Origin of the sequence: Streptomyces sp. NPDC008150, from assembly GCF_042956945.1 — a bacterium.
In the GTDB taxonomy this organism is placed as follows: domain Bacteria; phylum Actinomycetota; class Actinomycetes; order Streptomycetales; family Streptomycetaceae; genus Streptomyces.
This window is the reverse complement of the sequence record NZ_JBIBHJ010000018.1, coordinates 152,935-170,035: the sequence shown is the minus strand read 5'-3', so window position 1 is coordinate 170,035 and position 17,101 is coordinate 152,935. Positions and strand designations below refer to the sequence as shown.

Below are 17,101 nucleotides of genomic sequence, written 5' to 3'. Positions count from 1 at the left end.
TCCTTGCCGCCGGAGAAGAGGATCACCGGCCGTTCGAACTCGCCCGCGACCTCGCGGAAGATGTGCACCGCCTCCGACTCCAGGGCGTCCAGGTGAGAAAGCGTGAAGGAACTCACACCAGCCCCCGTTCGGCCAGCACCGCGTAGACGGCGTCCGCGGACTCCGCGGGCGTCTGGGACTGCGTCCGCAGGACCAGGGAGGGGTCGGCGGGTTCCTCGTACGGGTCGTCGACACCCGTCAGGCCGGACAGTTCACCGGCGGCCTGCTGCGCGTACAGGCCCTTGACGTCGCGCTCGCTGCACACCTCGACCGGGGTCGCCACGTGCACCTCGATGTACGGGGTGGCGCTCGCCTCGTGCCGTTTGCGCACCGCCTCGCGGCTGTCCGCGTAGGGGGCGATCACCGGCACCACCGACAGGACGCCGTTGCGGGCGAGTACCTCGGAGACGAGGCCTATGCGCTGAACGTTCGTGTTGCGGTCCTCTCGTGAGAATCCAAGTCCCGCGGAGAGAAAACGGCGGATCTCGTCGCCGTCGAGGACCTCCACGCGGTGTCCCTCGGCCTTCAGCCGATCGCCGAGACATCGGGCGATGGTGGTCTTGCCCGCGCTCGGCAGGCCGGTGAGCCAGACCGTGGCTCCCTGAGCCCTTGCCGTGGTGGTCATGCGCAATAGACCTCTTTCTTACCTGGCGTACGACATCTCGCAGCGTAGGTAAGAAATCTGAGAGCAGTGCCGGAGGAGTCTGAGGTTTGTCTGAGTGACTGGTGGTGCCCGTGGGGTGACTGTGAAAGGGGTGGCGGAACCGGGACGGAACGGCCGACGACGTGAGCGGCGGAACCGGTGGGACCGGTGGGACCGGTGGGGTCACAGTCCGGCGAACGTCGCTCCCGCGTCCCGCAGCCGCGCGTGCAGGCTCCGGAACACCGCCGTCGACCGGATGCCCGGCCAGTCGGCCGGCAGCAGCCGCGCGGGCAGCCCCGGGTCGGTGTCCGGCAGCCGCCGGAAGGAGTCGACGGCCAGCAGATAGTCCCGGTACGCCTCCTCGGGCGGGGTGTCCGGGCGCGTCTCCCACGCGCGCAGCACGTGCGCGTGGGAGTCGAGGAACGCCTCGTGCCGCTTCGCTATCGCCGCCAGGTCCCACCAGTCGGCGACGGCCTCCTCGGTCGCCGCGAACCCGAGGTGCTCGCCGCGGAAGAAATCCACGTACGGCTCCAGGCGCAGCAGCCGCAGGGTGTGCCGGGTCTCCTCGTAGCGGCCGGCCGGGGCGATCCACACGCCGGGCGCCGCCGTCCCGAAGCCGAGTCCCGCGAGCCGGGAGCGCAGGACGTGCCGCTTCTGCCGCTCCGACTCCGGCACGGAGAACACCGCGAGCACCCAGCCCTCGTCGTCCCGGGTGGCCGGGGCGAACACGCGGCGGTGACCGTCCTCCAGCAACTGCCGGGCACCGGGGGAGAGTTCGTAGGCCGCCGCGCCCTCCGGCGTGCGGGCCGGACGCAGCAGGCCGCGCCGCTTCAGCCGGGACACCGAGGAGCGGACGGACGGGGCGTCCACGCCGACCGCCGCCAGCAGCCGGATCAGCTCGGCGACGGGCAGCGGGCCCGGCAGAAGACGGCCGTACGCGCCGAAGAGCGTGACGACGAGAGACCGGGGTGCGTGCGGGTCGGACACGTTGATCATCTTAGGTCGTCGGTATCACCGCTGGTCACCGGGTCGTGTCCGGTCGCCCGGGGTGCGGCGCGGTGACCGCGGGGGCCGTGCGCCGCACGCTTTCGGACGGCCCGTCAGCAGGCCCGGGGAAGCTCAGACGGTGGTCGTGGCACGGGGCAGGACGGCGCGGCGCGGGGCCACCACCCGTCCGTCCGGGCTCAGTTCACCGCTGTCGTCGAAGACGATCGCACCGTCGCACAGCAGACTCCAGCCCTGTTCGGGATGGGCGGCGACGATGTGCGGCGCGTCCGGTCCCGCCGTGCGGGACGAGGTCTGGTGGGAACACATGGCGCACCTCCACGTCGGATGCGATGGATGCCGGCGGCGCCGTCGCCGCCTCGCACGACGCAACCATGCTCCCGGCGTGAGCTCATCGGAACAGCCTGCCGCGAAGCGTGACAACACGCGGACAACACGCGGACGTTTCCACGACGGGCCGCGCGGACTCGCCCCGAAGGGGTGAGGGTCACCGGTCCGGGGGCGGCGGCCCGGTACCAGTAGGGGTACCTGTCGGCACCCGCCGAGCGCGCGGCCGGCCCACCCCCGCACCGTCCTCCTGGAGGTACTCCATGTCCCTGCGCCCCGTCCTCGGCGCCCTCACCGGTGCCGTGCTCGTGCTCGCGGCACCCCTCGCGTCGGCCCCGGCGGCGAACGCCGTGGTGTCCGCCCCCGGGGGCACCGAGGCGGTGACCGTCGACCCGACCGGCACCCTCGCGTCGGACGGCACGGTCACGCTCTCCGGTACCTACCGCTGTTCGGGCAACACCGGTCCCGCGTACGTCAGTTCGTCGGTCGCCCAGGGCGACTCCACGGTCCGGCACGGCATCGGCGGCAGCACCGCCGTGTGCGACGGCGCCGAGCACGCGTGGCGCAACACGGGCCGGGTCGGCGCCGACGCGCTCGAACACGGCACGGCCCAAGTCGAGGCCACCGTCATGGAGTTGCGTCCCTCCGGCGGCCTTCCGCTGCCCCACTTCCACGCGGCGCGGCGGCAGGACGTCACCCTGACCGCGGTCTGATCCGCCGGGACGTGAGGCGGGGGCGGGCCGGAGGCGGGGGCGACTCCCGTGCCTCCGGCCCGCCCTCCCTCACTCCAGTCCCGACGTCCGGAACACGTTCAGGGCGGTCTCGCGGTCGATGCGTTCGGCGACCCCGTGCAGCAGGGCCGCTCCGTACGCCAGCGAACCGCACCGCTCCGACCGGCGCGCCCCCTCGTCGAGGCGGTGCCACAGGCCGGGGTTCTCGCTCAGCACGGCCGGGTCGATCTCGACCCGGCCGCCGAACACGTCCTGGAGGGCCAGCGCGCCGGACACGCCGTTCACGCACCGCACGCTCACCAACAGGTCGGTGCGGACGCGGTGTTCGCGCAGCAGGCCGCGGGACGCGAGCCAGCCGTCACCGGCCCGCACCCGCGCCGGGCAGAGCACGGCGAACAGCAGCACCGCGAGGCCGAGCCACAGCGCGGCGCGGACCGGCGTGAGCCCGCCGAAGCCGTAGTCGACGCCCAGCAGCAGCACGAACGACAGCGCCGCGCACCGCGCCCCGCTGCGCACGTCCCGCGCCCAGTTGCGGTCGTACTCCTCCGCCCGGTCGCGCGGCACCGGACGCGCCCCCCGCCCGCCGGCCGCTCCCGGCTCCGGCAGTGGCCCCGGCAGCGGCCCGGGGAGCGGCCCCGGGCCGGCTTCCGGTTCCCGTCGTGTGTCGTCGTCGCGTCCCATGCCGCCGACGGTAGGAGCGGTGGGGGCCGGGACACCGTTCCTTGACGGCCCTCTGACGGGAAACGTCCGTATTTTGACGCGCGGGGACCGGGGCGGACCGGAAAGGGCCGGGGCGAGCGCCGTCGGGGCCGGACGGGGCCGTGACCAGGCGTGTCAACGTCGTGTCAGCGTCGCGTCAGGAACCTGTCGGCCGCCGTCAGTGTCGCGTCAGGAGGGGCCCGAGGGGCGGCGGGGGCGGGCATAACGTCGGCAGCGGCGCGTCCCGGACACCTCCCCGTGTCCGGGGCCGCCGCCAACCGGCGCACAGCGCCCGTCACTTGCGTCATCGCGTCGTCATCTGGAGGACCGACATGGCTGACTTCCCGTACGGCGAGGACCCCGAGCCCTCCGATCGGTTCCCGGCCGGACCCCGCCGCGCATCCCTCTGCGTGCCGGTCCGGCCGGGACCGGCGGGCCACACCGTCCGCCTCTTCCGCACCCCGCTCGGCGCCCGCACCGCGGTGGCCTTCACCTCCGAGAGCGCCCTCACCGCCGCCCTCGGCCCCGGCCGGCCCTGGATCCGCCTGGCCGAGCCCGCGCTGCGCGCCCTCACCGCACCGCTCGGTGTCACCGCCCTCACGGTGGACCCCCAGCTCTCCGCCCCGCCCGCCGCCCCGGCCCGCCCGGCGCCCGCACCCACCACGGCCCCGGCACCGGCACCTGCGAGGGCACCGGCATCCACGCCGGTACTCGCAACGGCAACGGCAACGGCAACGCGGCTCGGCCGACTCGGCTGAACGGAAGGGGAACACCATGACCACCCTCGACACCACTCCCGCACCCACCCCCGTCCCGGCCCTCGCCGCCCCCGCCCCCGCGGCCGACCCCCTGTCGGTCTGGCCCGCCTCCACCGCCGAGCCCCGCCAGGGGGACATCGAGGTCGGCGGAGTGCCCCTGGCCGAGTGCGCCGAACGGTTCGGCACCCCCGTCTACGTACTCGACGAGAACGAGGTGCGCGACCGCTGCCGCGGCTACCGGGCCGCCTTCCCGGAGGCCGAAGTCCTCTACGCGGCAAAGGCGTTCCTGTGCCGGGCCGTCGCCCACTGGATCGAGGAGGAGGGTCTCGGCCTCGACGTCTGCTCGGCCGGCGAACTCGAACTCGCCGTGACCACCGGCTTCCCGCCCGACCGGATCACCCTGCACGGCAACGCCAAGTCGCCGCGCGACCTGGAGACCGCGCTGCGCCTCGGTGTCGGCCGGATCGTGATCGACAGCCCGTCCGAGATCGCCCGGCTCGCGGCCGCCGTCGGGCCGGACGGCCGGCAGAAGGTCATGGTCCGCGTGGTCCCCGGGATCAGCGCGGGCGGCCACGCCAAGATCCGCACCGGCACCGACGACCAGAAGTTCGGCATGTCGATCTCCGACGGCTACGCCCAGCACGCCATCGTCCGCATCCTCGACCAGCCGCAGCTCGAACTCACCGGACTGCACTGCCACTTGGGCTCCCAGGTGACCAGCGTCCGCCCGTACCTGGCCGCCGTGCGTCGGCTGGTGGGTCTGATGGCGACCCTGCGGCGGCAGCACGGGCTGCTGCTGCCCGAGCTCGACCTCGGCGGCGGCCACGGCATCGCCTACCGCCCCGGCGACCCGGTCCTGGACGTCGCCGCGCTGGCCCGCCGGGTCCGCGCGGAACTCGCCTCGGCGTGCGCGGCGGCCGGGCTGCCCGTGCCCCGCCTGGTGCTCGAACCGGGCCGCGCGATCACCGGCCCGGCGGGCGTCGCCGTCTACCGGGTGCTCGCCGTCAAGCGCACCGGCGGGCGGGTCTTCGTCGCCGTGGACGGCGGCATGAGCGACAACCCGCGGCCCGCGCTGTACGGGGTCCGGTACGCACCACGCCTGACGGGCCGTCACAGTGCGGCGGCGAGCGCACCGGTGACCGTCGTGGGCCGGCACTGCGAGGCGGGCGACGTGCTCGCGGCCGACGTCCCGCTCCCGGCCGACGTGCGCCCCGGCGACCTGCTGGCACTCCCGGTCGCCGGCGCCTACCACCTGTCGATGGCCTCCGGGTACAACCTGGTCGGCCGCCCGCCCGTGGTCGCCGTCCGCGACGCCCGCGCCCGCCTCCTGGTGCGCCGCGAGTCCCTGGACGACATCCGCGGCAGGGACGTGGGCCTCTGACGGCACGCCGCACGGGGGGAGCCCGGCCCGTGCCTCACCCTCACCCCAGCAGCGGGAACCGCCCGGACCGCAGCACCGTCAGCACCGCGTCCGTACGGTCGCGGGGTGCCGCGTAGTCCGGGTGGGCGCGCAGGACGGCCGCCGTGTCGTGCAGGCGCGCCAACTGCGCCGCCGCGTCGGCCACGTCGCGGCCCGGCCGGGTCACCGGATGACCCGCGTACACCGGGCGGCGCGGGTCGACGCGGCCGGAGGCGACCGCCCTGTCCACCCTGCGGGCGCACCGGCAGAACGCCTCCGGGTTGACGATCCCGCACGTCGACTCCATGAACGCCCGGATCCGCCGACGGGCCCGCTCCAGCCGCTTGCGGTACGCGGCGGGCCCGACGCCGAGCACGTACGCGGCCTCGGCGGAGGACAGTTCGAAGACGTCCGCGAGGACGAACGCGACCCGTTCCCCTCGCTCCAGGCACTGCAACACCGCCTGGGTGCAGCCCAGTCGGACCTCCGCGGTCAGCAACTCCGCCTCGGGGCCCGTGTGGTCGGCGGCGGCGAGACCGTCGGCGAGGTCGGCCCCGAACTCGTCCAGGCTCAACGACCGCTGCTCCTGGGGTGACTTGCGCCGCAGGTTGAGGAGATGGTTGACGCCGATCCGGTAAGCCCAGGTCAGCAGCCGGGCCTCGGCGCGCCAGGTGGAGAGGCTGGTGACCGCCCGGACGAGGATCTCCTGCGTCGCGTCCTCGGCGTCCGCCGGGCGCCACACCATCCGCAGGGCCAGCCGGTAGAGGGGATCCTGGAGCAGGCGGACGACCTCCTCCAGCGCGGTCGCGTCGCCACCGGCCGCCCGCGCGACCAACTCCCGCTCTGCGGACGGGACATCACCGCTGCGGCCGTCGTCCCCGCCGTGCTCTACGGTGCCGTTCACGCGGGTCCCTTCGCGATGCCGTGCCGGAGCAGCCAGCCGGCCACGGCCGTGCCGATGGCGTCGGGCCGGTCCTCCGGCGCCTGGTGCCCGGCGGGTCCGATGCCCTCCACCTCCACCGACGCGAAGGTCTCCCGCGCCCACGCGGCCGTCTCCGCCGATCCCATGCCCACACCGCCGTCGACGGTCATCAGCAGTTTCGGTACCTCGGGCGTGCGGGCCATCCACGCGCCGTAGGCGAGCATCCGCGCGTGCACGTCGGCCGGTTCGCCGTCGAAGGGGATCTCGCGCGGCCACGCCAGAAGCGGCCTGCGGGAGGCCGCGTCGGGATACGGGGCGCGGTACACGTCGTGGTCCTCGGCGGCCAGGCCGCCGAGCACCCCGTGGGGCAGGTTGAACTCGATGAAGCTGTTGTCGCGCAGGACCATCTCCTCGCCCGCGGGCGAACGGATCGCGGTGAACACCTCGCGCCCCAGGGGCGGCATCTCGGCCCAGCTCAGGGGCCGCAGGAACGTCTCGACGAGCGCCACGCCCCGCACCCCGGGGTGCCGGGCCGCCCGGTCCATGCCGAGGGCACCGCCCCAGTCGTGCCCGACGAGCACGAACTCGTCGAGGGCCATCTCCTCGAACCACGCGTCCAGGTACGCCGCGTGGTCCGTGAAGCGGTAGCCGGACTCGGGCCTGCCGGAACCGCCCATGCCGATGAGGTCCGGTGCCAGGCAGCGGGCCAGCCCCGCCACGTGCGGCACGACCCTCCGCCACAGGTACGACGAGGTGGGGTTCCCGTGCAGGAACACCACCGGGACCGAGGACGCGCCGCCCCCGGGCTCCCCGGTGTCGGTGTGGACCATGAACGAGTCGCGCACCCGGACCGTCGTGAGCGGCGTGCCCGCCGCGTCCGCGGTGCCGCCCGTGCCGCCCGTGCCGCGCGTGCTGTTCTCCGTGTGTCCCATGCGGGTCGCCTCTTCCCCGGTCGAGTGGGTGTGTCACTCGGTTGGACACGGCGCGCGCGGGGCCTGTGACACCCTCGGGGGAAGTTTCTCAGTCGCCCGCGACGAACTGCAGGGCGTTGCAGTACGGGAGCTGGTCGATGGCTTGGTCGGTGCAGAACAGGCCCAGCAGGTCGGCGAGTTCCTCGCTCCGCTCGACCGGCAGCAGATGGTCGGCGTCCTTGACGGTGGTGAACCAGGCCCCGTTGAGGCAGCGCGCGGCCTGGAGGCCCATCGCGGGCGGCGTCAGCGTGTCGTGCTCCCCGGTCAGCACCAGCGAGGGGACACGCGCCGCCGGGTGCCGTACGTACCAGGGGTGCGCCATGAGGCGGTGGTTGTGCTCCACGTCCATGCGGACCTCCTCGGGGCTGCGCCCCGCGAACTGCCGGTACAGCAGCCGGGACACGGCCGCGTGCCGCCGTACCTCGCCGGTGCCCTCGGGGGACATGAAGCGGTCGACCAGTTCGCGGGCGATCTCGTCGTTGCGGCCGTCCGCCAGCATCGCCATCCACCGCGGCACGCAGTCGGTGTAGTCGCTCGGCAGGTCCCTGGTCATGCCGATCAGCACGAGGCGCTGGACCCGCTCGGCGTGCCGCTGCGCCAGACGCAGCGCGACGGCCCCGCCGAAACAGGCGCCCAGCAGGTTGACGCGCTGCGCCCCGAGGTCGTCCAGGGCGTACCGGGCCGCGTCGGCGAGGAAGTCGATGCCGTGCTCGGCGGGCAGGAAGTCGGCGCCGCCGTAGCCGGGCAGGTCCACGGTGACGACGTGGCCCAGGGGACGCAGGACACGCTCGTGCCGGGTCCAGGACAGCCGGTCCTGCGACGAGCCGCCCAGGATCAGGAACGGCTCCGTCACGGGCTCCTCGCACCACGCCACCCGGACGACGAACCGGAAGCCGCCGGCGCGCAGTTCGCGTTCCTCGACCCCGCTCCGGTGGCCGGTGCCGTGCTGGACGGGCAGAAAGGCCGTCGGCGTAGTGATAGTCATACCGGGATGCTCCAGGTTTTTCGGACAGGGCGAAGTTGCATGCCTATCACGACGGCACACACGCGCGGAGCCGTCCGCCCGCTCCGGCCCCGGGGCACGTCCGTACCCGCGTTACCCCTTGCCGGGGACGCCCGTACCCGCGTGCGGCACCGGCCGCCCGGCCGTCCGCGGCGCGTTCGGGGCGGCGGCGGGCGGAGGATTTTCGCGGATACGGTTCTGCCCGTGCCGCGGCTGCCACATGCTGGGAACAGAAGCGACAGTTCGGGGGACGGTTGTGACAGCGGAGACATCGGAACGCGGACGGGAGGCCGTCTACAGCAGGTACCGCACGCGCTCCCTGGAGGAGATCCGGGACGCGCTCTCGGTCCACTACTACGACCTGGCGGTGGATCTGACGGGGTCGCGGGAGGACTTCCGGGCGAACCTCGGCGTCAGCGACCTCGGGCCGTTCACCATCGGCAGACTCAGCCTGGGAACGGAAGTACGGCTCGCCTTCGGCGAACCCGGCTACTACCACCTGGCCGTGCCGCTGGTGGGTGCCTTCAGCGTCCAGCAGGGTTCCGCCGAGGCCACCTGGGCCACCCCGCGGCAGGCGGTGTTCTTCGACCCCGAGTACGACATCCGCGTCGACGACTGGTCCGGCGACTGCGACGCCCTGACCGTCAAGCTCGACAAGGCCGCCGTGCACGCCCAGTTGGAGAACCTGCTGGGCCGGCGCCTCGCCCGCGCGCCCCGCTTCGACCCGTCCTTCGACGTCACCCGGGGAGCCGGACGCAGCTGGGTGAGCCTCGCGACGTGGGGGCTGCGCGACCACGAGGAGGACGGCGGGCTGCTCCAGGAGGACCTGTTCCGCGCCCGCTTCGAGCAGTCGCTGATGTCGGGGCTGCTGCTCGCCGTGGGGCACTCGCACCGCGAGCAGTTGGAGACCCCCCGCCCGTCCGTGCCGCCGGTGGCGGTCACCCGGGTGATGGACGCCGTCCGGGAGCGGCCCGGCGACCCCTACGACGCGGCGGCACTCGCGGCGATCGCCCGGGTCGGGGTGCGCAGCCTCCAGGACGCCTTCCGCCGGTACGTGGGCATGTCGCCGACGGCGTTCGTCAACGAGGTGCGTCTCCAGCACGCCCACACCCAACTGCTGCGCGGGGAACCGGGGATGACGACCGTGGCGGAGGTCGCCTACCAGTGGGGGTTCTCGCACCTGGGCCGCTTCGGGCAGCGCTACCGGGCCCGCTTCGGCGAGACTCCCTCACAGACGCTCCGCAGGGCCGTGTGACGACGCCGGACCCCCGCGCGTGCGCCGCCGGTCCCGGGGTGCGCGTACGAAACCGTGCACGAATCCGCACGCGACGGCGCGGGCCGCGGCGCCGTGGCGCCGGGTGCGCACGCGCGAATGGGAGTACGGCCGCGCGAAGCGGAGCGACACTCCCCGGCGCGCGCTTATACGGTTCACCTGTCACCAGGGCCCGGCGGAAGGTGTGAGAACGAACGGTGTCGGCGCCGCTCGTCTCCACCCGGTTACCGGTTCACCCGGCGGTGTCCACACGGACGGCGAACGCCGAACCGTCCGGCGTGCACCCGGGTCCGGCCTCCCCTCGAGAACAGCGGCCGGACCCGGATCGGCGAACCGGAACCGGAACCCGCGGCCCGGGGAGCCGGTTGAAGCGGTCACAACGCCCTTGCTCAGCGCGCGAGTTCACCCAGCCAGGTGAGGGCGGCCACGACGAGGGCCTCGACGCCCGTGCTCAGCGTCGGCTCGATCAGCGGCGCGAAGTGCGGCGAGTGGTTGCCCGGCAGTTCGTCGAACCGCCCCTCCATCAGGGCCGTGACGACCGTCTCGGGGTCGAGTCCGCCCCAGAACCAGAAGACGGTGGGCACCTGGAGCACCTCCCCGAACACCCCTACGTCCTCACTGGCGTTGACCTGCGGGATGGGCTGCACACGGTCCTTGCCGAAGTGCTCGGTGAACGCCGCCACGGTGGTCCGCGTGCTCTCCGGGTCGCTCACCAGCGCCGGCGCGCTCGCGAACCACTCCAGGGTGGGCTCGGCGACCGCGGCGCTCGCGTCGGACTCCGCCCGGACGATCCGTTCGACGGCCGCGCGCACGGTCGTGCGCACCTCGGGCGTGAACGTGCGCATGTTGACGCCGAGTTCGGCGTTGTCCGGGATGATGTTCTCCTTCGTGCCCGCGTGCAGCCGGCCCACCGTGACCACGGCCGTCTCGCCCGGCGGCACCTCGCGGGAGACGACGCCCTGGAGCCGGGTCACGACGTTCGCGGCCATCAGCACCGGGTCGACGCCGGCCTCCGGGCGGGAGCCGTGGGCGCCGCGGCCGTGCAGGGTGACGTTCAGCGAGTCGGTGGCGGCCATCACCGGGCCGCTGCCGTGCCCGACGTATCCGGCGGGCAGCGGTCCGACGTGCTGGCCGAGCACGATCTGCGGCTTCGGGAAGCGCTCGAACAGCCCGTCGTCGATCATCGCCCGTGCCCCGGAGGCGAGTTCCTCGGCGGGCTGGAACACGACGAGCAGGGTGCCGGCCCACTGCTCGCGCGTCGCCGCGAGCAGGGTGACGGCACCGATCAGGCAGGTGGTGTGCATGTCGTGCCCGCACGCGTGCATCACCGGAACGTCGCGGCCCTCGCCGTCGACCGCGCGCGCCGTGCTCGCGTAGGGCAGGCCCGTCTTCTCCTCCACGGGCAGCGCGTCGAAGTCGGCGCGCAGCATCACGACCGGTCCGTCGCCGCTGCGCAGCACGCCCACGACCCCGGTCCCGCCGACGTGCTCGGTGACCTCGTCGCAGCCCGCGTCGCGCAGCCGCCCGGCGACGATCGCCGCCGTCCGCGTCTCCTGGCGCGAGAGTTCCGGGTTCCGGTGCAGGTCCCGGTACAACCCGGCCAGGTCCTCACTGATCGTGGCCAGCCCGGCGGTCACTGTCTGCTGCATGTCCCGAACCTCCTCGCGCACCGATGTACGCCCGCACCGTACCTCCGCGGTGATCACGCGTTCGGGAAGCACGCGTCGGGCGGACGCGGCGGCCGGACCGGACGCCCGCACCGGCCCTACGCGTAGTCGTCCATCCACACCACGACGCCCGTGACGCCCGAGACCACCGCCGCCGTGCCCGCGCGGACGGCGGCGGCGCAGCGGGCGGAGGTGAAGGTGGCGGCGTCGTACTCCGAGGACGCGCCGAGGCCCTCCCCGCGGAAGGACGCCCCGGTCCAGTCGACGGCGGTGACGTTGCCGGTGGGCTCGGCGAGTTCGGCGCCGACGACCAGGAACCGCTGGGCCAGGTGGTTGGGCGTGATCATGGCGAGCGGGTCCACGAGGTCGTCGCCCGCGCTGACGACGAGGTCCGGGCGCAGGGCGAGCGCCCTGTTGATCGCGGGGACGAGGTCGGTGTCGTCGGCGGCCGTCTCGGTGCGCAGGTCCACGTCCGCGTCCTTCGCCCACTGCCGCACGGCCGCCACGAGCGTCTTCGTCGGCCGCCCGGTGCCGGCGCTCAGCAGCACGACGCGGTAGCCCTCGCCCGGCCGGACGCCGGACCACGAGCCGGGCGCCGGGGTAATGGTCGACTCCGGCACGGGTGTGGCGGACGGGGCGACGAAGCCGGCCTCCAGTTCGCCGATCGCGGACGGCTGCGGGCGGGGCTGTGACCAGTCGTCACCCCGCGCGCAGCCGCCCAGGAGTGCGACGGCCGCGGCGGCGAGGGCCACGGCCAGGTACGGGCGGCGCAAGGTCGTCCTCCGAGGGGCTCCGGCGCCGGGCGCGGCGCGGTTCGTGCGGTGCGTGCGGGTGGTGCGGCTCGCCGAGTGGCGCGACCGGCGCCGTGGGGCGGGACGCGGTTCGCGGGGGTGCCGCGCCCACATCCTGCGGCGTCCCGTCACGTTTTCTCCATCCCGCGACCCCCGTTCGATCACCTGTTCCCGCACGGTTCTCCGAATCGCCGGTTCCGGTTCACCTCCGGCCCCCACGGTGCACGGGCAACCTCAAGGAGTTCCCATGTCACACCGTGTTCGCCGCCTTCTGCTCGCCTGTGCGGCGGCGGTACTCACCCTCGTCGGGGGCCTCGCCCTCGCCCAGCCCGCCGCCGCGCACGGCTTCTCGTCCACCGTGTACGCCCACGTCACGGGCGACGGCAACGGCCCCCTGCGCACCCAACTCAGGCTGGAGTACGACCTCTTGGTCGTCTCGGCGGCCGACGCCGGGCACGACGACGCGCTGTTCCGGGCGGGCACCGCCGCGTTCGACGCGCAGGACGACGCGGCCCAGGCCGCGGCCCTCACCGCGCACACCCGCTCCGTCGTCGACTACGTCACCGGCCGCCTCACCGTCACCGCGGGCGGCGAGGCGTGCGTCCCGTCCCGTCGCGGCGGCTTCCGCACCACCACGGCCGACGGCGTTCCGTACGCCGTGCTGACGCTGGACTGGGCGTGCGGCGGCCACGACGGCGACGACCACGTGGTCCGCGCCGGTCTCTTCCCCGACTCCGAGGGCTACGTCAAGGGCACCAAGACGATCGTCACGTACGCGGTCGGCGGTCACGACGGCAGCGCGGCGCTCGACGCCGCGCGGCCCTCGTTCTCCGTCGGCCAGTCCTGGACCACGCGCTTCTGGGAGTTCTTCCGGCTCGGCGCCGAGCACCTGCTGACCGGCATCGACCACATCCTGTTCCTGCTGGCCCTCATCGCCGGCTCCCGCAGACCCCGGGAGATCGTGCTCGCGGCGACCTCGTTCACGCTGGCCCACTCGGTGACGTTCCTGCTCGCCGCGCTCGGCCTGGTGGACGTGCCGTCCCGGGTCGTCGAACCCGTCATCGCGCTGTCCATAACCGTCGTCGCCGCCTGGCACCTGTGGCGGCTGCGCGAGCTCGGCACCCAGGTCTACGACCTCCAAGTGCCGGACGAGGAAGGCAGGTTCGGCCTCGACCGGGCCGGCCGGCTGCGCCTGGCCGTCGTGTTCTGCTTCGGCCTCGTGCACGGTCTGGGGTTCGCCGGGGCGCTCGGCATCGACGCGGCCTGGTCCTGGACCCTGCTGTGGTCGCTGCTGGTCTTCAACGTCGGCATCGAGACCGTGCAACTCGGCATCGTCGCGGCGGTGTTCCCCCTGCTGATGCTGCTGCGCCGCAGGCACCCCCGGGCCGGTCTGTGGGCCACCGGGACCATCGCAGCGGGCGTGACCGCGATGGGCCTGGTCTGGTTCGTGCAGCGCCTGGCAGCGGGCTGACGGGTCGTCAACAACTGGCAAAAACCCCTGGTGAAGCAGCAGGTCCCCGACGTTCAGCCATTTCCAAGATCGCATTCGCACGCCGTTCATCTCTTACCGAAAACTTACTGTCTCCACCACATGCGCACGTCATGTGCACAGAAGAAACGAAACCGAATGAGACCCAAGCACTCCGGCAGGGCCCGCGGGCCCCTGCGTCACCGCGTGGCCGCCGGTGCCACCGCGGCCCTCCTCGGCCTGGCCGTGGCCCTCGCGGGCTCGGCGGCCACCCCGGCCGCCGCGGCCGACACCGCCACCGTCTCCGGCATCGTCCTGGGCGTCGGCGCGAACGAGACCCAGCGCACGCTGAGCTGGTACTCCTCCGCCGACACCGCCCAGGCGGTGCAGCTCGCGCCGACCTCGCAGCTCGTCGCGGGCGACTTTCCGGCCGGCGCCGCCACGTTCGACGCCCTGGGCGCCGCCAACATCGCGACCAGCGGCGGCTACAACCGGCACGCCACCGTCACCGGCCTGAAGGAGAACACCACTTACTCCTACCGGGTCGGCTCCGCGGGCAACTGGTCGGCGACGTACTCCTTCAAGACGCAGGACTTCGAGGGCGACTACGACTTCCTGTTCCTCGGCGACCCCCAGATCGGCTCCTCCGGCGACACCGCCGAGGACGGGACGGGCTGGAAGGACACGCTCGACGTGGCCACCACGGCCAACCCGAACGCCGAACTCCTCGTCTCCGGCGGCGACCAGGTCGAGACCGCCAACAACGAGACGCAGTGGAACTCGTTCCTCGCCCCCGACGAACTGCGCCAGTACCCGTGGGCCGCGACCATCGGCAACCACGACGTCGGCGGCAAGGCGTACGAGCAGCACTTCGCCACGCCGAACACCGACAACTCGGCCGCGTACTACGCCAACGGCCAGCCCGCGTCGAACACTTCGGGCGGTGACTACTGGTACATCTACAAGGACGTGCTGTTCATCGACCTGAACAGCAACAGCTACTCCGCCTCCACCGGCGGCGGCGGCGACGAGGCGCACACCAAGTACGTCACCGACGTCGTCAACGCGCACGGCGCCGAGGCCAAGTGGAAGGTGCTGGTCTACCACCACTCCATCTACTCGCCGGCCTCGCACGCCAAGGACAGCGACAACAAGACGCGGCGGACGGACTTCCCGACCACGTTCTCCAAGCTGGGCATCGACCTGGTCCTCCAGGGCCACGACCACAGCTACTCCCGCAGCTACCTCATCAAGAACGGCCAGAAGGCCGACGCGGCCGAGCAGCCGGGCCAGGACGAGGTCTACCCGGGTCCCGGCGGCGTCCTCTACGTCACCGCCAACTCGGCCTCGGGCTCGAAGTACTACGACATCACGGCGCCCGACAGCAGCGGCACCAGCGGCTCCGGCAACGGCGCCGACCCGCTGAACCCCGGCAACTACTGGTACAACTCGGTCGAGAACCAGGAGCACGTCCGCTCCTACGTCAAGGTCCAGGTCCGCGACGACAAGCTCGTCGTCGAGAACCTGCGCAGCGGCACCTGCGCCGCGCCCAACTCTGAGGTAGAGCACGGTGCTTCGTGCACCAACACCACCACCACGAAGGGCGTCGGCTCGGTCGTCGACAAGGTCACCGTCCACCCGTACAACGGTGACGGCCAGTCCCTCCAGGTCGACGTCCCGACCGCCGCACCCGGCGAGTTCGGCTGGACCGTCGACGGTTACAACGGCCTGGTCGACCTCGGCACCGCCGAGGAGACGGAGAACTTCAACTTCGTCGCCTCCGGCAGGATCAACCCGATCGTCGTCAAGGACACCCGCCGCACGCTCTCCCCGTGGTCGGTCTCGGCCGACGTGAGCGACTTCGCCGACGCCGGCAAGACGTTCTCCGGCGCGTACCTCGGCTGGACGCCGCACGTGACCGAGGCGGGCGCCGGTGCGCGGGCCGGGGCCACCGTGGCCTCCGGCTACGACGACAAGGGCCAGGGCCTCGCGGTCTCCCGCAGCCTCGCCTCCGCCGCACAGGGCCACGCCCGCGGCTCGGCGAAGCTGGGTGCCGACCTCGACCTGAAGATCCCGGACAGCGTCGACAAGGGCGACTACCGGGCCACCCTCACGGTCACCGCGCTCAGCAGCTGACCTCCCCGTTCCACCCCCGGGGACGGGTCGCCGGACCGTCCGGACCCGCCGCGGTCCGCGCCCGGCGGCCCGTCCCGCCCCCTGTCCAGGAGAAGCCCGACATGCACGCGTCCCCGTCCCGCCTCCTTCACCCGGTCGTCGCCCTCACCCTGGCCGTCCTCGCCGCCGTCGCGACCGTCTGGGGGTCCACCGCTCCCGCCCGCGCCGCCGACGGCGACGTCACCTGGACGGTCCGCACGGCCGCCAACGGGTACGGCGACGACCGGTCGAGCTTCAGCTACACCGTCAACCCCGGCGGCACCGTCAAGGACGAGATGGTCGTCGCCAACAAGGGCGACGAACCGCTCACCCTCACCCTCTACGCCGCCGACGGATTCACCACGGACAAGGGCCAGTTGGACGTCCTGACCAAGGAAGGCAGGTCCACCGGCGTCGGCGCCTGGGTCCGCCCCGCGAAGAGCGCGGTCACCATCGGGGCCGGGCGGACGGCCACCGTCCCCTTCACCGTGCGCGTCCCCGCGAACGCCACCCCCGGCGACCACGTCGGCGCCCTCCTGACCTCCCTGCGCCAGGCCGACGACACCGAGGGCATCAACGTCGACCGGCGCCTCGGCATACGCGTCAAGCTCCGCGTCAGCGGCCCGCTCAGGCCCGCCCTCGCCGTGGAGAACCTGCGCGTCGCCTACGACGGCACCGCCGCGCCCTTCGCCGGGGGCGACGCCACCGTCACCTACACCCTGCACAACACCGGCAACGCGATGCTCTCCGGCAACCAGAAGGTGCGCGTCGACGGCCCCTTCGGCACGCTGCGCACCGACGCCCCGAAGATCGCCGCCGCGCCCCAACTCCTGCCGGGCGAACGGTGGAAGGTCTCGGTGAAGGTGCACGACGTGCCCCCGGCCGTCCGCCTCAGCGCGACCGCGACCGTCACCCCGCTGCTCACCGACGACGCCGGTTCCACCAGCTCCCTGCGCGCCGTCACCGCGACGGCCGGCACCTGGGCGGTCCCGTGGACGCTGCTCGCCCTGGTACTGCTCCTGCTCGCGGCCGCCGTCGGCGCGTTCCTCCTGGTGCGCCGCTCCCGTGCCCGGGGCCGCGACCGCGAGGACGCCCGCGTCCGCGAGGCGGTGGACAGGGCGCTGCGCGCGAACGGGAAGGAAGACGCACGCAAGGCCTGAGTCCACAACTGCCGTACATGGCACAGCAATTGACACCAAAGTGCGATGGCTCGGCGAAGACTCACATCGCCCGCACAGCGTCCTGCCACGG

The 17,101-nt window shown here is 73.2% G+C and carries 16 protein-coding genes and 1 pseudogene; 7 read left to right on the top strand and 10 right to left on the bottom strand.

Going from position 1 to position 17,101, the window contains the following annotated elements; all coding sequences use genetic code 11:
* The 4 genes and pseudogenes from ACFZA0_RS33420 to ACFZA0_RS33405 all read right to left on the bottom strand — a co-directional run.
* Positions 1–116, bottom strand: a pseudogene (locus ACFZA0_RS33420) (sulfate adenylyltransferase small subunit); the annotation flags it as partial.
* Positions 113–664, bottom strand: a complete 552-nt coding sequence (cysC, locus tag ACFZA0_RS33415) for an adenylyl-sulfate kinase (protein WP_391023955.1) — start codon at positions 662–664, stop codon at positions 113–115. The pseudogene ACFZA0_RS33420 and the gene cysC, both read right to left, overlap by 4 nt.
* A 201-nt stretch (positions 665–865) precedes the next feature.
* Positions 866–1,678: a PaaX family transcriptional regulator C-terminal domain-containing protein gene (locus ACFZA0_RS33410; protein WP_391023953.1), complete on the bottom strand. Its 813-nt coding sequence runs from the start codon at positions 1,676–1,678 to the stop codon at positions 866–868.
* Between the two features lie 123 nt (positions 1,679–1,801).
* The gene (locus ACFZA0_RS33405; protein WP_391023951.1) at positions 1,802–1,996 is read right to left on the bottom strand and encodes a DUF5999 family protein; all 195 of its coding nucleotides are present in this window, start codon (positions 1,994–1,996) and stop codon (positions 1,802–1,804) included.
* Positions 1,997–2,277: 281 nt separating this feature from the next.
* Between ACFZA0_RS33405 and ACFZA0_RS33400 the strand changes: the two genes are divergently transcribed.
* Positions 2,278–2,727, top strand: a complete 450-nt coding sequence (locus ACFZA0_RS33400) for a DUF6299 family protein (RefSeq protein ID WP_391023949.1) — start codon at positions 2,278–2,280, stop codon at positions 2,725–2,727.
* Between the two features lie 69 nt (positions 2,728–2,796).
* Here ACFZA0_RS33400 and ACFZA0_RS33395 read toward each other — a convergent pair whose 3' ends face one another.
* Positions 2,797–3,426 (bottom strand): hypothetical protein, encoded by a 630-nt coding sequence (locus ACFZA0_RS33395; protein WP_391023948.1) that lies wholly within the window; start codon positions 3,424–3,426, stop codon positions 2,797–2,799.
* Positions 3,427–3,776: 350 nt separating this feature from the next.
* Here ACFZA0_RS33395 and ACFZA0_RS33390 point away from each other — a divergent pair, with 350 nt between their 5' ends.
* Together ACFZA0_RS33390 and lysA are read left to right on the top strand one after the other, a co-directional pair.
* Entirely contained in the window at positions 3,777–4,202 is a 426-nt protein-coding gene (locus ACFZA0_RS33390) for an SAV_915 family protein (protein WP_391023946.1), read from the top strand.
* Positions 4,203–4,218: 16 nt separating this feature from the next.
* Entirely contained in the window at positions 4,219–5,583 is a 1,365-nt protein-coding gene (gene lysA, locus ACFZA0_RS33385; RefSeq protein ID WP_391023944.1) for a diaminopimelate decarboxylase, read from the top strand.
* Between the two features lie 40 nt (positions 5,584–5,623).
* Here the strand turns inward: lysA and ACFZA0_RS33380 are convergent, their stop codons facing one another.
* From ACFZA0_RS33380 to ACFZA0_RS33370, 3 genes are all read right to left on the bottom strand, one after another.
* The gene (locus tag ACFZA0_RS33380; protein WP_391023942.1) at positions 5,624–6,505 is read right to left on the bottom strand and encodes a sigma-70 family RNA polymerase sigma factor; all 882 of its coding nucleotides are present in this window, start codon (positions 6,503–6,505) and stop codon (positions 5,624–5,626) included.
* On the bottom strand, positions 6,502–7,455 hold the full coding sequence (locus ACFZA0_RS33375; RefSeq protein WP_391023940.1) for a haloalkane dehalogenase: 954 nt from the start codon (positions 7,453–7,455) through the stop codon (positions 6,502–6,504). Before ACFZA0_RS33375 ends, ACFZA0_RS33380 begins: the two co-directional genes overlap by 4 nt.
* Positions 7,456–7,543: 88 nt before the next feature.
* On the bottom strand, positions 7,544–8,479 hold the full coding sequence (locus tag ACFZA0_RS33370) for an alpha/beta fold hydrolase (protein ID WP_391023938.1): 936 nt from the start codon (positions 8,477–8,479) through the stop codon (positions 7,544–7,546).
* 274 nt (positions 8,480–8,753) lie between these two features.
* On the opposite strand from ACFZA0_RS33370, the gene ACFZA0_RS33365 reads away from it, so the two are divergent.
* On the top strand, positions 8,754–9,752 hold the full coding sequence (locus tag ACFZA0_RS33365) for a helix-turn-helix domain-containing protein (protein WP_391023936.1): 999 nt from the start codon (positions 8,754–8,756) through the stop codon (positions 9,750–9,752).
* A 407-nt stretch (positions 9,753–10,159) separates the two neighbouring features.
* Here ACFZA0_RS33365 and ACFZA0_RS33360 read toward each other — a convergent pair whose 3' ends face one another.
* Together ACFZA0_RS33360 and ACFZA0_RS33355 are read right to left on the bottom strand one after the other, a co-directional pair.
* Positions 10,160–11,419 (bottom strand): amidohydrolase, encoded by a 1,260-nt coding sequence (locus ACFZA0_RS33360; RefSeq protein ID WP_391023934.1) that lies wholly within the window; start codon positions 11,417–11,419, stop codon positions 10,160–10,162.
* Between the two features lie 116 nt (positions 11,420–11,535).
* Positions 11,536–12,210, bottom strand: coding sequence for a hypothetical protein (locus ACFZA0_RS33355; protein ID WP_391023933.1), 675 nt, complete (start codon positions 12,208–12,210; stop codon positions 11,536–11,538).
* A gap of 265 nt (positions 12,211–12,475) precedes the next feature.
* Here ACFZA0_RS33355 and ACFZA0_RS33350 point away from each other — a divergent pair, with 265 nt between their 5' ends.
* The 3 genes from ACFZA0_RS33350 to ACFZA0_RS33340 all read left to right on the top strand — a co-directional run bounded on the left by ACFZA0_RS33350 (position 12,476) and on the right by ACFZA0_RS33340 (position 17,010).
* A complete protein-coding gene (locus ACFZA0_RS33350) occupies positions 12,476–13,699 on the top strand; it encodes a HupE/UreJ family protein (RefSeq protein ID WP_391023931.1) in 1,224 nt (407 codons plus the stop codon).
* A 156-nt stretch (positions 13,700–13,855) separates the two neighbouring features.
* Positions 13,856–15,832, top strand: a complete 1,977-nt coding sequence (locus ACFZA0_RS33345) for a fibronectin type III domain-containing protein (RefSeq protein ID WP_391023929.1) — start codon at positions 13,856–13,858, stop codon at positions 15,830–15,832.
* 101 nt (positions 15,833–15,933) lie between these two features.
* Positions 15,934–17,010: a WxL protein peptidoglycan domain-containing protein gene (locus ACFZA0_RS33340; RefSeq protein WP_391023927.1), complete on the top strand. Its 1,077-nt coding sequence runs from the start codon at positions 15,934–15,936 to the stop codon at positions 17,008–17,010.
* Positions 17,011–17,101: the final 91 nt, after the last annotated feature.

Bases quoted from the DNA above. Each gene is read 5' to 3' on its own strand.
- cysC (WP_391023955.1), bottom strand. From the start codon at position 664: ATGACCACCACGGCAAGGGCTCAGGGAGCCACGGTCTGGCTCACCGGC.
- ACFZA0_RS33410 (WP_391023953.1), bottom strand. From the start codon at position 1,678: ATGATCAACGTGTCCGACCCGCACGCACCCCGGTCTCTCGTCGTCACG.
- ACFZA0_RS33405 (WP_391023951.1), bottom strand. From the start codon at position 1,996: ATGTGTTCCCACCAGACCTCGTCCCGCACGGCGGGACCGGACGCGCCG.
- ACFZA0_RS33400 (WP_391023949.1), top strand. From the start codon at position 2,278: ATGTCCCTGCGCCCCGTCCTCGGCGCCCTCACCGGTGCCGTGCTCGTG.
- ACFZA0_RS33395 (WP_391023948.1), bottom strand. From the start codon at position 3,426: ATGGGACGCGACGACGACACACGACGGGAACCGGAAGCCGGCCCGGGG.
- ACFZA0_RS33390 (WP_391023946.1), top strand. From the start codon at position 3,777: ATGGCTGACTTCCCGTACGGCGAGGACCCCGAGCCCTCCGATCGGTTC.
- lysA (WP_391023944.1), top strand. From the start codon at position 4,219: ATGACCACCCTCGACACCACTCCCGCACCCACCCCCGTCCCGGCCCTC.
- ACFZA0_RS33375 (WP_391023940.1), bottom strand. From the start codon at position 7,455: ATGGGACACACGGAGAACAGCACGCGCGGCACGGGCGGCACGGGCGGC.
- ACFZA0_RS33370 (WP_391023938.1), bottom strand. From the start codon at position 8,479: ATGACTATCACTACGCCGACGGCCTTTCTGCCCGTCCAGCACGGCACC.
- ACFZA0_RS33360 (WP_391023934.1), bottom strand. From the start codon at position 11,419: ATGCAGCAGACAGTGACCGCCGGGCTGGCCACGATCAGTGAGGACCTG.
- ACFZA0_RS33350 (WP_391023931.1), top strand. From the start codon at position 12,476: ATGTCACACCGTGTTCGCCGCCTTCTGCTCGCCTGTGCGGCGGCGGTA.
- ACFZA0_RS33345 (WP_391023929.1), top strand. From the start codon at position 13,856: ATGAGACCCAAGCACTCCGGCAGGGCCCGCGGGCCCCTGCGTCACCGC.
- ACFZA0_RS33340 (WP_391023927.1), top strand. From the start codon at position 15,934: ATGCACGCGTCCCCGTCCCGCCTCCTTCACCCGGTCGTCGCCCTCACC.